This is a genomic window from Cupriavidus gilardii (assembly GCF_008801915.1).
Taxonomy (GTDB): Bacteria; Pseudomonadota; Gammaproteobacteria; order Burkholderiales; family Burkholderiaceae; genus Cupriavidus; species Cupriavidus gilardii.
The window spans coordinates 89,855-105,669 of sequence record NZ_VZOV01000015.1 but is presented as its reverse complement, the minus strand read 5'-3'; the positions used below and the strand labels follow the sequence as shown (position 1 = coordinate 105,669).

The following is a 15,815-nucleotide window of genomic DNA, read 5'->3' as shown; positions in this document are numbered from 1 at the left end:
CAGGGCACCATCGATCGTACGGCGGTTAGGGCGGTTTGCCACAAGATGGATCAATGAGGGTTCTCCATGGATAACGTTTTCCAATTCCGCGACCAGCTCATCGAACGATACGGCAGCTTTTCCCGCAGTTTCGTTCGTATCGCTGCGCCTGATATCCAAGCCGAGGTCGAACATCAATATGCGCAAGGTCGCTATTGGCCTGAGCCGCTGGTGCAGATCAACCCGAATTACCAACGCCAGGGCACCGTGCAGAACCTGGCGGCACAGGGGGTCTTGCATGCTGCCTGCGCAGAGATCTTCCAGGTCGGGAAGTCTGAAGGTTCGCCAGAACCCCTGCATCTTTACAAGCACCAGATGGAAGCCTTGGCCAAAGGCCAGGAACGCCAAAGCTATGTGGTCACGACCGGAACGGGGTCGGGGAAGTCCCTGTCCTTTTTCATCCCGATCATCGACCGCATACTCAAGGCCAAGCAATCCGATGGCAAAGCACGTACCAGGGCCATTGTCATCTATCCGATGAATGCTCTGGCCAACAGCCAGCTGGAAGAACTCGACAAGTTTCTGCATGGCTATGCGCCAGAGCTTCGTCCCTTCACCGTCAAGCGCTACACCGGCCAGGAAAGCAAGGCGGAACGCAGCGCCATCGCGGATGACCCGCCCGATATCCTGCTCACTAACTTCATGATGCTCGAGTACATCCTCACGCGCTTCGACGAAGTGGATCGGCGTGTGGTGGAACACTGCGAGGGACTTGAGTTCCTGGTGCTGGATGAGTTGCATACCTATCGTGGCCGTCAAGGGGCGGACGTTGCCTTGCTAGTGCGGCGCCTGCGAGAGCGCTTGAAAGCCGAGCAACTGGTCTGCATCGGCACGTCGGCCACCATGTCCAGCACAGGTAGCCAAGCCGACCGCAACCGCGTGGTGGCCGACGTGGCTAGCAAACTTTTTGGCACCCCGATCACAGAGCATGACGTCATCGGCGAGACCTTGGAGCGTGTCACCAACCCGCTCAAGGACGTCAACGCCATCCGCACAGAACTACCGGCGGCCATTACGCGAAAGCAGGATATCTGGGCTGACTTCGACGCCTTTCGCAATGACCCGTTATCCATCTGGGTGGAATTGAACCTGGGTATCGAACTACCTGCCGACGAGCCTCCTAGGCGTGCGAGACCCATGATGTTGGAAGAGGCCAGCCGCCGTCTCGCCGAAGACGCGGGTTGCCAGCCTGAAGCCGCTCGCACCGCCCTGCAGCGCTTTCTAGTGGCTGCCCATGATGTGCGCACGCCCCAGGGCAGGCCGCCTTTCGCATTCAAGCTGCACCAGTTCATCAGCGGTCCCGGCAAGGTACTCACCACGCTGGAGGCGCGAGGTAAGCGCCATGTCACGCTCGATGCTCAGCGTTTCGCGCCGGGGCGACAGCAAGAGAATGTGCTGCTTTACCCGACGCACTTCTGCCGTGATTGCGGCCAGGAGTACCTACCTGTCTGGCACGCACAGCAACCGGTCAGCTTCAGCTCACGTGAAATCGACGATATCGCGGCAGAAGACGACGCCAGCTATGGCTTCCTGTGTCCTCTGGTGCCCGGGCAGCAATACGGCGGCCTGCTCGAAGACCTGCCGGAAACCTGGATCGACCTCAGCCGTAGCGAACCCAAAATCAAGCCAGCTTACAAGAATGCCGTTCCCTATATGGTCACGGTCGATGCCAAAGGGCAAACGGGCTCGGGGACGGAGTTCTGGTTCATTCCGGGAAAGTTCCGTTTCTGCCTGAACTGCGGCACGACACACGAAGCCCACGGCAAGGATGCGAACCGCCTCTCCAGCTTGTCCGGCGAAGGCCGCTCTTCGGCCACTACCATGATTGCCCTGGCGGCCTTGCAGCAATTGTTCGCACTTTCCGAACCTGCGCCAGGGCAGCCTGACCCACGCAAGTTGCTTGGGTTTACCGACAACCGCCAGGATGCCGCTCTGCAGGCGGGACATTTCAACGACTTCATTTTCCTGCTGACTCTGCGTGCCGGCTTGATCGGCGCGCTACAGGGCAGCGGCGGCCAACTCGATGAAGAACACTTGGCCGAAAGCGTATTCAAGGCCCTCGGCTTTCAAGGGGTCGATGAAGCGACCTTGGTGGAGTATCTGCGCACCCCCAAGCTCATGGGACTGGCCCGACAAGAAGCGCAACGCACATTGCGCTTCATCATCGCCTACCGGCTACTGCGTGATCTGCGGCGTGGCTGGCGCTTCAATAATCCGAACCTGGATCAACTCGGCCTGTTGCAGATTCGGTATCGAGACCTAGATGCCTTTTGCGCTGACGCCAGCATCTTTGCTGCAGACAGCACCTTGACCAAATTGACTGCAGTGCAGCGGAAAGTTCTGTTCGAACTACTGTTCGACGCCTTGCGCCGCCATCTGTGCCTGGAAAGTCGTTACCTCGACCCGGTTGAGCAGGACAAGGCACGCACCAGCGCCCACACCTACCTGAATGAACGTTGGGCCTTCGCTCCAGACGAGAAACTCGATACCGGCCGCTATCTCATCCTCGGCAAGCGCCCGGAATACAAGGGTAAACCGCGCGCCGACTTGGTGACAGGTGGTCCACGCTCCCGTCTGCTACGGCAAATAAAAACGGCCGCCTTCTGGCGCAACAGCGCCTGCGCCAGCGAGGTCGCGCAGTGGAAAGATGTCGAGTGGGCTAAGCTGATCGAAGTGCTGCTGGAGTCCGCCAAGGACTATGGTTATGTGCAGCGCCAACCAATCGACGCCCAGCTCGCAGGTTGGCGCCTGAACGCAGCTGCTCTGGACTGGTGCCTGATTGCCGATCAGCCGCAAACTGATGGCAATCGAATCAACCAGTATTTCCGCACGCTGTATCTCGGCATTGCCGACCTGCTGCGTCAGCCCTCGCATCCGCTGTTCGACTTCGAGGCCCAGGAACACACAGCCCAGGTGGATGCGCCACGCCGGCAACTGCTGGAGCAGCGTTTTCGCTACACCGAAAAAGACAGGCAGGATTGGGCGCAGAACCCGGCCCACGAAGCGCCGTTGGAACGTCTGCCGGTGATGTTCTGCTCCCCCACGATGGAGCTTGGCGTGGATATCTCCGCGCTCAACACCGTGTACCTGCGCAATGTGCCGCCGACCCCCGCCAACTACGCCCAGCGCAGCGGCCGTGCGGGTCGCTCGGGTCAGCAGGCGTTGGTCATCACCTACTGCGCGGCACTCAGTCCGCATGACCAGTGGTTCTTCCACAATGCCGAACAAATGGTGCATGGCGTAGTGCGCGCGCCAACCCTCGATCTGAGCAACCGTGATCTCATCGACAGCCACCTGCAAGCGGTCTGGCTTGCCAGTACCCAGGTGCCGCTGGACGACAGCATTGCGCCGATGCTAGATCTCGACCAGCCCGGTAAACCACTGAAACAGCCCTTGTACGAGGCGCTCCGGGCGCAGGCTGTCCAGCAGCGGGCCTTGGCCAGTGCGGACCGGGTCATCGACCAGCTCGCTGGCGAGCTTGAAGGCAGCGCCTGGTTCACGCCTGACTATGTGCGCCAGGTCATCGACAACGCGGCGCAAGCGTTCTCTGGGGCGCTGGAGCGCTGGCGCGTGCTGTTCGATGCCACCCGCCAACAGATGGAGATAGCTGATCGCATCGTCAAGAGCCATACAGCCTCGCACACAGAACGCCAAAATGCCCAGCGCCGCTACGGTGACGCCGCGCGCCAGTACGCCGTGTTGCTCAAGTCCGGCAACGGCCAGAACAATGACTTCTACACCTATCGCTATTTGGCCAGCCAAGGCTTCCTGCCAGGCTACAACTTCCCGCGCCTGCCGCTGATGGCCTGGATTCCCGCCCGTGGCGGCCAGGCTGTCAATGGCAAGGATGACGAAGGCAGCATGGTCAGCCGACCGCGCTTCCTGGCCCTTTCCGAATTCGGCCCCCGCAGCCTCATTTATCACCAGGGCCGCATGTACCGCGTGGTGCGTGCCAAACTCAACGTGGGCAATACAGACCACATTTCCGGCAACAGCCAATTGGCGACTATTGCCTCTCTGGTGTGCAGCCAGTGTGGCTACGGCCATCTCGGCGAGCCGGGCGGCGAACAGCCGCTGGTCAATCGCTGCGAGAACTGCGACGCTTTGCTCACCGAGCACGATTGGGTGCGCGAGCTCTACCGAATCGAAACCGTGGAGACTGTGGCCACCGAGCGCATCTCCATCAACGACGAGGAGCGCCAGCGTCAGGGCTTCGAGCTGCAAACCACCTACCGCTTCCTGCCCGGCCCCGATGGCCGTATCCAGCAGCAGAAGGCCACGATCCAACAAGGCGAAGACGTGCTGGGCGAGCTCACCTACGCGCCCGCTGCGCAAATCTGGCGCATCAATCGCGGCTGGCGCAGGCGCAAGGACAAGGAGCAACTGGGCTTCTACATCAACCCCATCACGGGCACCTGGAGCAAGCAGGATGCACCGGATGCCGAAGACGACCAGGGCGGCGACGATGCTTTGCTGGAGAAGGTGCCCAACCAGCGCATCGTTCCTTTTGTGGAAGATCATCGCAATCTGCTGATCTTCTCTCCCGTACATGCCTTGCCTCTGGAGGCCATGGCGACATTGCATGCCGCGCTCAAGCGCGGCATCGAAATGACCTTCCAGATCGAGGAATCCGAACTGGTGGTCGAGCCACTGCCGAAGTCCGACGAGCGCCGCGCCTTGCTGTTCTACGAAGCGGCGGAAGGCGGTGCGGGTGTGCTCACTCGCCTGGCAAACAATCGCGACGACCTTGCGCTCGTAGCCAGCAATGCCCTGCAACTGATTCACTATCGCAAACCGCAGAGCGGCATTTGGACGCTGGACGATCTGCCGTCGCTGGAACAGACCGATGCGCTTGGCAATCATCAGTGCGAAGCCGGCTGCTATCAGTGCCTGCTGTCCTACTTCAACCAGCCGGATCACGAACACATCAACCGCCGCAATGCGGATGCGCTCAAGCTGCTGGTCGCGCTGGCCAATGCCCAGGTACAGCCTGTGGAATGCAGCCCGGCCACCGTTGCAGCAACGACCTTGGCAGACGCGCCACTCGACGCCTGGCTGTCCACGCTCCGCCAGGCAGGGGCCGTGCAACCTGATGCGGTCAACGTGTCGGTCAACAATGGCGCAGCCACTGCGGCGGCCCAGTACAAGGCATCTCGTGCTCTGGTGTTTCTATCCGCGGTGGATGAGCAGACCACCAGCGTATTGCAGGACAAAGGCTGGCAGGTGCTCGATTTTTCGGACGCTTCACGTTGGTCACAACAATTCGCCGCGCACGCCGATGTGTTCGGTTCCAACGAATAAGGACGTATGACGATCCTCGAACACGACTTTCTGCCCGGCAACCTGGTGCGCGCCCGAGGCCGCGAATGGGTGGTGCAAAGCGACTCCCGCCGCGACTGGTTGCGCCTGCGCCCATTGAGCGGTGCCGATGACGAAAGCATTGCCCTGATCCCCGAGTTGGAACTGCATCCCGTCGAACCTGCCACCTTCGACTGGCCCGATCCCGCGCGCGCTGGCAACCACGCCGCCGCGCTGTTGCTACGCGATGCCTTGCGCCTGACCCTGCGCGCCGGCGCCGGCCCGTTCCGCTCCTTTGGCAATATCGCCGTGGAACCTCGCGGCTACCAGCTTGTGCCGTTGCTGATGGCACTGCGCCTGTCCACTGTGCGCCTGCTGATCGCTGATGACGTGGGCATCGGCAAGACCATCGAAGCCGGCCTGATCGCACGCGAGCTGATGGACCGTGGCGAAATCGCCCGCCTGGCCATCCTCTGCCCGCCACACCTTGTCGAGCAGTGGCAAAGTGAGTTGGAAACCCGCTTCAACCTTCAGGCCGTGGCGTTGACTTCGGCTTCGGCCTCCCGCATCGAACGTGATCTTCCGCATGGTGCGCGTCTGTTCGACCATCATCCCGTGGTGGTCGTCAGCCTGGACTACATCAAGAGCGAACGCCACCGCGAACAGTTTCTCGCCACCGCCCCCGAGTGCATCATCGTTGACGAGGCCCACACCTGCGCCAGCAGCGGCGCGGGCAAGCAATTGCGCTTCGAGTTGCTGCAACGCCTTGCCCGCGACGCACAGCGACACCTGGTCCTGCTGACCGCCACCCCACACTCTGGTGACGAAACCGCCTTCTACAACTTGCTGTCGTTGCTCGATCCACGGTTTTCCGCATTACAAGGCCGCATGACAGCCTCCGACCCGCTGCGTCAAGAACTGGCCCGCCACTTCGTCCAGCGCCGTCGCAAGGACATCGTTGAATGGCAGGCCGAGATCCATGACGGACGAGGTTTTCCTCGACGCATGAAAACCGAGCTTACCTATCAACTAAGCGGCGAATGGGGCGCGTTCTTCGACGCCGTGCAGGATTACTGCCGCGAACTGGCTGAAACCGTTGAGCAGCAAGAACAGCAAGGCGGCGCGCGCCTCATCTGGTACGCCACCCTGGCATTGTTGCGCTGCGTGGCATCGTCGCCCGCAGCCGCCGTCAAGGCGTTGACCACACGGCTGGAAGGCACTGTGCCGGATGAGGCGCTTCTCGGCGACGAGCGCCTGCACGATGGCGAGGCCGATGACCTCTCCGGCAGTGATCTGGAGCCGCCAGCCCAGGTGCAGGACGCTGCGCCGCGCCTGCAAGCCCTGATCGCCGACGCGCAACGTCTTTCCGGTAAGGCCGGTGATCCAAAGCTGGCTGCGCTCATCCGGCATATTGACCTTCTTGTGAAGGATGGCTACCACCCGGTGGTGTTCTGTCGCTACATCGCCACCGCTCATTACGTGGCCGAACACCTCAAGGCTGCTTTTCCGAAGGCCACCGTCGATGCCGTCACCGGCGAACTCACCCCCGAAGAGCGGCGAGAGCGCGTGGATGAGCTGGAGGATGCAGAGCGACGCATCCTGGTCGCCACTGACTGCCTCTCCGAAGGCATCAACCTGCAACATCTGTTCACCGCTGTCGTCCACTACGACTTGGCCTGGAACCCCACTCGCCACGAACAGCGCGAAGGCCGCGTCGATCGTTTCGGTCAGCAGGCCGATGAAGTGCGCTGCACCATGCTCTACGGGCAAGACAATCCGGTGGATGGCTTCGTGCTCAACGTTATTCTTAAGAAGGGCGAGGCCATCCAGAAGGAACTCGGCGTGCTGGTTCCAATGCCCGAGGACGAAGCCCGCATCAATCAGGCCCTGGTCAAGGCGGCATTGATGAAACGCAGCGACAGTCGCATCTCATCGCCGCAGGCGGTATTCGACTTCGGTGAGTCGGAGCAATTGCTCGCTCCACTGCAAGGCCAATGGCGCGACGCGCTGGAAAAAGCCAAGGCCAATCGCACCGTGTTCGCCCAGCGTCGCATCAAGCCAGACGAGGTGCTTCCCGAATGGCACAAACAGCAGCAGGCCTTGGGCACCCAGGCTGACGTGTCGTGCTTTCTGCAAAGCGCTTGTGTGCGATTAGGGTCACCGCTGGAAATCGACCGCAAGCAGACTGCACGCTTCTTGCCGCAGCACCTCCCCGAAGCCCTGCGCCAACGCTTGGCCGACGAGGGCATCGACAAACCCCAGCTCATCGACTTCATCGAACTGCACCGCAGTCACCCGCTGGTTGGCCTGCTGGCACAGCACCTGCTGGAAGACGCACTTGGCGGCGAACGTCCGCTGGCCGCCCGTTGTGCTGCCACTCTTACCAATGACGTGGAGGTCGTCACCACCCTCTATCTTCTGCGCCTGCGCCACCAGCTCAGCTACGTACGCCGTCGCGAACCCTTCCAGATGATGGCGGAGGAAACCGTTGCTCTAGCTGTGCAGGGCCGCAACGCCCCGCAATGGCTGGCCGACGATGGCGTGAGTCGCCTGCTCGAATGCACGCCCAGCGGCAACCTGCCGCCGGAGGCGGCACAGCGCGAAATCCGCATCGCGCTCGACTTCCTCGCCGCGCACCCGCAGCAACTGCAAGCGGTAGCCCAACAGCGGGCCGATGCCCTGCTGGCCGACCACCAGCGCGTGCGCAAAGCCACCCGTGACGTCGGCCAGTACAGCGTCAGCCCCTGCCTGCCGGTCGATGTGATGGGCGTGTACGTGCTGCTGCCTGACTCGCTATAAGCCTCGGCCTGCAGAAGAACAACCATGAAACGCATCCGCAAGGCCCAGGCCACGCTGAACCTCCCCACCCTCAAGCTCGAAGGCGGGTTATTCCTGCCCGATCAACTGGAAAAAGCCGCCCAGGGCCGCGCCAGCGCCCAGAGCGAGGCCGACTACGGTACCCCCAAGGGCGTCAAGCTCAAGGACGAATACAGCCGCGCTTTCCAGATCGCCTGCGCCCAATGGCAGCACTTCGCCGCGCAGGTTGGGCGCGCCGACATCGATGCCGCGCAGCTCACTACAGCCTTCGTCCACGAACTGCTGCGCGACGTCTTTGGCTACACCACCTTGCAAGCCACGGCAGCACAGCAAGTGGGTGAGCTGCGTTACCCGATCAGCCTCAAGGCTGATACCTTGCCCGTCCTGGTGGGACCACACACTCTGGGCCTGGACGAGACCGACGCGCGATTTGCCGTGCAGGGCGGCGGCAACCGCAAGAAATCCCCGTTCCAGGCGATGCAGGAACTGCTCAACGCCAGCGAAGCGCTGCAATGGGGCATCGTTAGCAACGGCAAGCAACTACGCCTGCTGCGCGACGCGGCCAGCCTCACCCGCCCCAGTTTTCTCGAAGTCGATCTGGATGACCTGCTCGGCGGCCAGCGCTACGCCGAATTCGCCAACGTCTGGCGCCTGCTGCACGCGAGTCGCGCATCCCGCCTTGGCCAGGGCGCTACGGTGTGCATCTGGGAACAATGGCGCAACGAAGGCCAACAGGAAGGCACCCGCGTGCGCGACGGCCTGCGCAATGGTGTCGAACAAGCTCTGCTGACACTCGGTCAAGGCTTCCTGCAACACCCCGCCAACCAAGCCTTACGCACCGCTCTGAACGACGGCACGCTCAGCAAGGACAACTACTTTCAGCAACTGCTGCGCCTGGTCTACCGCCTCATCTTCGTCTTCACAGTCGAGGAGCGCGGCGTGCTGCACCCGCAGGAAGACAGCGCCGAAGCACAGGTTGCCCGCCGCGCCTATGCCGAAGGCTACGCCCTGGCCCGCCTGCGCGAACTCTGCCTCAAGCGCCGCGCCCGCACTCGTCATGACGACCAGTGGCAAGCCATCTGCATCGTGTTTCGCGGCCTGGCGCAAGGCGAGCCGCGCCTGGCGCTGCCCGCGCTGGGCGGTCTGTTCGCACCCGAGCAATGCCCCGATCTGGATGCCGCCAGCCTGGACAACGCCCACCTGCTCGCCGCCCTGCAACACCTGCGCTGGGCAGTCGTCGCGCAAGGCAAGGGTAGCAGCCTCACTCCGGTGGACTACCGCAACATGGGGCCAGAAGAACTCGGCAGCGTCTATGAAAGCCTGTTGGAACTGGTTCCCGCCATCGATCTGCCAGCGCGCACGTTCGGCTTCGTTGGCCGCACCGAAGAGGGCAGCACCGCCGGCAACGCCCGCAAGCTCACCGGCAGCTACTACACCCCCGACAGCCTGGTGCAGGAACTGATCAAGAGCGCGCTCGATCCCGTCATCGAACAGCGCCTTGCCGCCCACCCTGACAAGCCCACCGAGGCGCTGCTGGCCATCCGCGTGATTGACCCAGCCTGCGGCAGCGGTCACTTTCTGCTGGCCGCCGCGCGCCGCCTGGCGGAAAAGCTGGCCCAGTTGCGCAGCCTCGAAGGCGGGCAGGAAGGCGCCATCCAGCCGCAGGACTACCGCCATGCCCTGCGCGAAGTGGTGGCCCGCTGCATCTACGGCGTGGACCGCAACCCCATGGCCATCGAACTGGCGCGCATGGCCTTGTGGCTGGAGGGCTACGAAGAAGGCCGCCCGCTAGGCTTTCTCGACCACCACCTGCAAGTAGGTGACGCCCTGCTGGGCCTGACCGACCTGAACGGGCTGGAACAAGGCATCGCCAAGGATGCCTTCAAGCCCTTGAGCGGCGACGACAAGGACGTCTGCAAGGAGCTGGCCAAGGCCAACGCCGCCGGCCTCAAGCAGATCGCCAAAGACTTGCAAGGCAAGCAGATGCTGCTGGGCGTGGACAACCGCAGCGGCCTGGAAGCTCTGCGCGCCATCGAAACTCTGCCCGCCGACACGCCCGAACAGGTGGCCGCCAAGGAGCAAGCCTGGCGCCACTTTCTGGAGGACTCAGCCCAGAGCCCGCTGGCCCACGCCGCCGATGTACTGGTCGGCGCCTACCTGCTGCCCAAGACAGAGGGCACGGCAGAAACCGTACCCACCAGCATCACCCTGCATGCGCTGCTGACCGCGCCGGAACGCGCCCAGGCCGAGCATGGCGCTCCTATCGTTGCGGCGCGCGACGCCTGTGAACAAGCCCGCGTGTTCCACTGGCCGCTGGCCTTCCCGCAGGTGTTCGCGCAAGGCGGCTTCGATTGCGTGCTGGGCAATCCTCCGTGGGAGCGCATCAAGCTGCAAGAGGAAGAATTCTTCGCCACCCGCCATCGTGATGTGGCGGAGGCCCGCAATAAGGCCGAACGCGCCCAGCGCATCCAATGGCTCAGCGAAGGCATGCTGGCGCGCCACCTGTACCCCGATCTGGCCCATGAGGTGCATGAGGATGAGGCGGAAAAACGCCTCTACCGCGAATTCGTTACCGCCCGCCGCACGGCGGAGGCAGCCAGCGTGTTCGCCCATGTGAAAGGCATGGAGGGCGGCCGCTACCCGCTGACCGGCGTGGGGGACGTGAACACCTACGCGCTGTTTGCCGAAACCATCCTGCAAATCCATGCCGACAGCGGCCGCGCAGGTTTCATCGTGCCCACCGGCATCGCCACCGACGACAGTACCAAGGCGTATTTCGGCTACATCACGCAGAATCGGCGATTGGTTAGTCTGTACGACATCGAGAACCGCGAGGCGGTATTCCCCTCGGTACACCGCAGCTACAAATTCTGCCTCCTCACCTTGGGCGCAGCGGGACAGGCCGAATTCGTCTGCTTCGCCACCCAGGTCAGCCAACTGGCTGACCCGCGCCGTCGCTTCACCCTCACGCCCGACGAATTCCGCCTCATCAACCCCAACACGCTCACCTGCCCGATATTCCGCTGCGAGCGCGACGCGGAACTGACCAAGAAGCTCTACCGCGCCGCCCCGGTGCTGATGCGCGATGCCGTGGTCGAAGGCGAGGGCAAGCAGGCCAAGGTAGTGGAAGTCGCGCAAAACCCGTGGGGCATCTCTTTCATGACGATGTTTCACATGTCTAACGACAGCCACCTGTTCAAGGACGAGCCAGCCGCCGAACACTTGCCGCTGTACGAAGCCAAGCTTATCCACCAGTTCGACCACCGCTGGGCCGCCTACACGGCGGACGGCCACAGTCGCGATGTCACGCTGGTCGAAAAATCCAACCCGGATTTCACCGTCACTCCGCGCTACTGGGTTGAGGCCCGGGAAGTCTGCCTGCGCGTCGCCCGTCTGCCCGAAGGCTTGCTGAAGGCCCTCAAGAACGGCAACGCACAGGCCACCGTGCTCGGCGTGACCCAGTTGCTGTTCGGCTGGCACCTGGCCGAACAGCGCCGCGCCAATCCGGGCATGGGCACATATCCCGTCTGGAAAGCCTTTGTCACCCGCCATCCTTATGCGCAGGCCATCGCTCCCACATCGCTGGGTCTCGTGGGCAACAGCCCGGAAAGCCTGCACCCCCTGAACGATGGCTACTTGCCCGCCGAAGGCGAAGCCAAGGTGCAGCCCTACAGGTCCGGCGCCCGCAGTGCCACCGCCTGGTACGCCACCGACCCCGAAGCCGAACGTGCCGTACTGGCGCTTGCCACCGCGTACGGCCATCTGCCAGTACCGGATGCGCCCTTGGCGGAGGAACATGATGTGTTGGCCCTGGCTGAACGCTGGCTGCAAGCCGCTTGCCCGCAGTGGTTGATGGGTTGGCGGGATATTTGTCGTTCAACCGATGAGCGGACGGTGATTGCGTCGGTGACGCCGTTGGCTGGAGTGGGAAACAAACTCCCGCTGTTTCTATTTGGCCACCAAGTCGAAGCGCCACAAGCTGCGGCATTCCTCGCCAATCTGTCCAGTCTCGCGCTAGATTTCGCTGCACGGCAGAAGATTGGCGGTACAACATTGAACTACTTCTATATCAAGCAGTTCCCCGTTCTACCTCCCGAACGCTACACCGAAGCCGACCTCGCCTTCATCGTCCCGCGCGTGCTGGAACTAACCTACACTGCCCACGATCTCGCCGCTTGGGCCAAGGAGTTGGGCTACGAAGGTCCACCCTTCGCCTTCGACTCCGAACGCCGCGCCACCCTGCGCGCCGAACTCGACGCCTACTACGCCAAACTCTACGGCCTTACCGAGAAAGAACTGCGCTACATCCTCGACCCCGCCGACGTCATGGGTGAAGATCACCCCAGTGAAACCTTCCGCGTGCTTAAGGATAAAGAGCGCAAGGAGTTCGGCGAATACCGCACGCAACGGCTGGTGCTGGGAGCGTGGAAGCGGTTGCAACAAGAGCCTTCCGTCCTCATCCCGCAAGCTCAGCCTGCTCGTTCCAGCACACCATTCCGAACCTATGCAGCGGGCCACACGCCGGCAACCGAAGCCGAGGATTGGCTGGCAGGGCTGGTCTGCGACATTCTCCTTCAGGGGGGCTCGTGCGACGACATTCGCCTGGGTCAAATCCTTCTGACAACCGTCCCGCAGCATAGTCCGCACAGAGAGCTTTTGACCGACTGGTTGCAGCCCGTCAATAGCGAACGGTGGTTGCATATCTGTGCCTGGCTTCGCAGCCTGTTGGGTGTGCCGGCGACAGCGCCGCTGTCCATCCGTGATCCGGAAGGCTTGGCACAGGTGCTTGGTGACGATCGTACGGCATTGCTTGCCAGGGCACTAATTGAGGCAAGGCAACAACAAGAATCGGCCCTGGCGCAGGCGCTCATCACAGCAGATTCGGCTATGCAAACGGGAAGTCTCCAAAAAAGGGGGTAAGGAATGAACGCAATCGGTATTCCGGCACCGCTTCCCACAAAGCCACGCCTATGGGTGGAGACCCTGTGGCTGCTGGAGTCACTCACGGCGAATGAGCCCTTGCGGGAAATATCACTACGTCCGGGGCTCAATCTGATTGTTTCCCCGCCGGGAAAAGGTAGCTCTGGGCATGGCGTCGGGAAAACCGCTTTTTGCCAATTGCTGCGATTCGCGCTGGACGATCCTTTCTGGTCAGAGGGGTCGACGTTGCGTGACGAACTGCTACAAGACCAGGATCTGAAGGAAGGTGCTATTGCGGCCCGTGTGCATGTCGGTGGGCATGCATGGACCGTCCTGAAGCCGTGGCGACATCAGAAGTTGTACCGCGCTTCCCGAATAGCTGACTGGAGGCAATTGGCCGCCGGAAGTGCAGAAAACGAATACCACGCTTACCAGAATTCACTGCGGCGGCATTTCGTCAAAATTTTGCCAGTTCACGAACTTCCTAATTCCGGGCAGCCTATTGAATGGCACCACATTCTGGCCTGGTGCTCCCGCGACCAAAACGCGCGATACCAGCATTACTTCCAATGGCGAGCAGAAGGTGTCCGATTCAGTTTGCCGGCGAAATCGCCCCTTGCTCTCATACGGATCGTGTTGGGTCTGCTGCACGACGCCACGACGCTGCGCGACGTGGATAGCACGACCAAAGCTTTAGAAGCCCACAAGTCCAGGCTGGATGAGTTGCGGGAGGAACCCGTACGTTTGCTGAACCATGTGCGCCGCCAATTGGCCAATCGCCTTGAAGCGCCTAACAATACACCGTTCCGCCAAGAAGGCCTGATCGAACATCCCAACCTGATTGATATTGCCAGGCAACGCCACGAGGCCTATCAACAAGAATTGAAATCCATTGAAGAAGGAAGAAAATCGCTTGGAGATGAGCGCAACAAGTGGCTGGAGAAACGGATGCCGCTGAATAGTGTCGTTAGTTTTTTATCCAATGAGATCAGGCAGATGGAAGCGTTGATTGCTGGCGATATCGAGCAGTTGGAGGCACTGCAAAACGAAGCCACATCATTGCAACAGAATCTCACGAAGCATTGCGATGCAGGAAATCGCCTGCTCAAAGAGTGTGATTATGTCATTCAGCGCATCGAACAGGTTCAAATTGATCGAAAGCAGCGCATCGTACTTCATCAGCAAACCAAAGAATCCCTTGAGAGTCGTCTGCCCCCGCTGCGGCGCCGCCTGGGCGAACTGGGGAAGGAGATGGCGCCATTGCATAAAGCACTTGCCGATATTGACAGGAAAAGTGTGGAACTGGACAAGAGGTACGCTGAAACACTATCGGCTGATCAGCTACTCAGCGAAGCTATCGAGAATTACGAATATTACGAAAGCCTCGCATCAGGAAAATCACGTTCAACTGACATGAATGCGGTACAGCGCAAGCTGGATGCAGTTCGGCGCCGCCACGAGAAGTTGCAGCTGCAACTTGAGAAAGAGCACCAAGTAGTGGCAGGCCGCCGCGAAGCGATTAGCAAAGCCATGATGGCCGTTGCAAAGTCGTTACCCTCTTTCCAGTGGGGTGTTTTCAACGATGATGAAAGACACCGCAGCCACCCCTTCCAGATGGGGCCGATGCATTCGACTACATATAAAGTGTTGGAAATTCTAGCCGGCGATGTCGCCTGTTTGATCGATAGTACGCAGGAGCAAAGTTTCCATCCCGGGTTCCTGTTGCACGATTCTCCACGCGAAGCGGAAATGAGCGAAGACATACTCTGGGCATTGCTCCGGCATGTCGCTGAAAACGGTGACGACTCGTTGCAATACATTGTCACCACCTCAACGGAGCCACCTGAAACATTCAAGCCTTTTGAGCGACATAGGCTCTCAACAGATAGCGTAGACGGGCTTCTTCTTCGTAAGCGTTTGGGTGTCGAACAAGCGGCGTTGACATGAATCTTCTGCAACGCGCCCTCATCGAAAAAACCGGCCACGACAACGGCTTCGAGCACGTGCTGCCATCTGCTGGCACTGCGGTGGTACTGGCCTCGGCCCGCCACCGTAGCCGGGCGGTGGTGACGGCATCGGCCGGCGGCTTTGACGTGCGCTTTCAACCGGCCACGCCTACGCTGCAGCCTGAACTGTTGCGCAGTTTCCAGCCGTGGGCTGGAGCTGATGACGTATTTCGCGCGCCCACACTGGCCGATGTGGCCGCCCTGCTGCGCCGTGCGGCCAGCCTGTCGCGGGCCTTGCCGAATCAGGCAGTGCGCGATTACCACGCGGCCGTGACGGAAGCTGTCGAAACGATGTCTATCGAGGCTCGAGGCACTGAAGTCGAACGCCTGGTGCGCCAGCGCCTGGGGCAGGAGCGTTACCGCGATGCCTTGATGACCTACTGGGGTGGGGCCTGCGCAGTGACTGGTGTCACCGTGACCGCGGCGCTGCGCGCCAGTCACGCCAGACCGTGGGCCGAATGCGCCGACGACGCCGAGCGGCTGGATGCCTTCAACGGCTTTCTGCTGGTGGCCAACCTCGATGCGCTATTCGACCGCTTTCTGATCAGCTTCGACGATACCGGGCATCTGTTGAGCAGCGCCCGTCTGTCCCAAAGCGATCTGCATGAGCTTGGCATTCATCCGAGGATGATGTTGCGCTGGCTGGCGAGCGAGCACCAGCCCTATTTGCAGTGGCACCGAGCTCGCTTCCTGCTCGGTGCCTGATCGAAGGAAAAAACTTGGCCAAGGCCGGAG

At 61.4% G+C, this 15,815-nt stretch carries 5 protein-coding genes; all 5 read left to right on the top strand.

Going from position 1 to position 15,815, the window contains the following annotated elements; genetic code table 11:
- The first annotated feature begins 66 nt into the window (after nucleotides 1-66).
- The 5 genes from F7Q96_RS17840 to F7Q96_RS17815 are packed head-to-tail and all read left to right on the top strand — an operon-like array spanning nucleotide 67 to nucleotide 15,785.
- On the top strand, nucleotides 67-5,340 hold the full coding sequence (locus F7Q96_RS17840; protein ID WP_053822604.1) for a DEAD/DEAH box helicase: 5,274 nt from the start codon (nucleotides 67-69) through the stop codon (nucleotides 5,338-5,340).
- 6 nt (nucleotides 5,341-5,346) lie between these two features.
- Entirely contained in the window at nucleotides 5,347-8,136 is a 2,790-nt protein-coding gene (locus tag F7Q96_RS17835; protein WP_053822605.1) for a helicase-related protein, read from the top strand.
- Between the two features lie 24 nt (nucleotides 8,137-8,160).
- Entirely contained in the window at nucleotides 8,161-13,074 is a 4,914-nt protein-coding gene (locus F7Q96_RS17830) for an Eco57I restriction-modification methylase domain-containing protein (RefSeq protein WP_211923511.1), read from the top strand.
- 3 nt (nucleotides 13,075-13,077) lie between these two features.
- Nucleotides 13,078-15,021, top strand: coding sequence for a chromosome partitioning protein ParA (locus tag F7Q96_RS17820; RefSeq protein WP_082371557.1), 1,944 nt, complete (start codon nucleotides 13,078-13,080; stop codon nucleotides 15,019-15,021).
- A complete protein-coding gene (locus F7Q96_RS17815) occupies nucleotides 15,018-15,785 on the top strand; it encodes an HNH endonuclease (RefSeq protein ID WP_053822608.1) in 768 nt (255 codons plus the stop codon). The genes F7Q96_RS17820 and F7Q96_RS17815 overlap by 4 nt, the downstream gene beginning before the upstream one ends.
- Nucleotides 15,786-15,815 lie beyond the last annotated feature (30 nt).

Excerpts from the sequence above, each read along its gene's own strand:
- F7Q96_RS17840 (WP_053822604.1), top strand. The coding sequence starts at position 67 with ATGGATAACGTTTTCCAATTCCGCGACCAGCTCATCGAACGATACGGC.
- F7Q96_RS17830 (WP_211923511.1), top strand. The coding sequence starts at position 8,161 with ATGAAACGCATCCGCAAGGCCCAGGCCACGCTGAACCTCCCCACCCTC.
- F7Q96_RS17820 (WP_082371557.1), top strand. The coding sequence starts at position 13,078 with ATGAACGCAATCGGTATTCCGGCACCGCTTCCCACAAAGCCACGCCTA.
- F7Q96_RS17815 (WP_053822608.1), top strand. The coding sequence starts at position 15,018 with ATGAATCTTCTGCAACGCGCCCTCATCGAAAAAACCGGCCACGACAAC.
- F7Q96_RS17835 (WP_053822605.1), top strand. The coding sequence starts at position 5,347 with ATGACGATCCTCGAACACGACTTTCTGCCCGGCAACCTGGTGCGCGCC.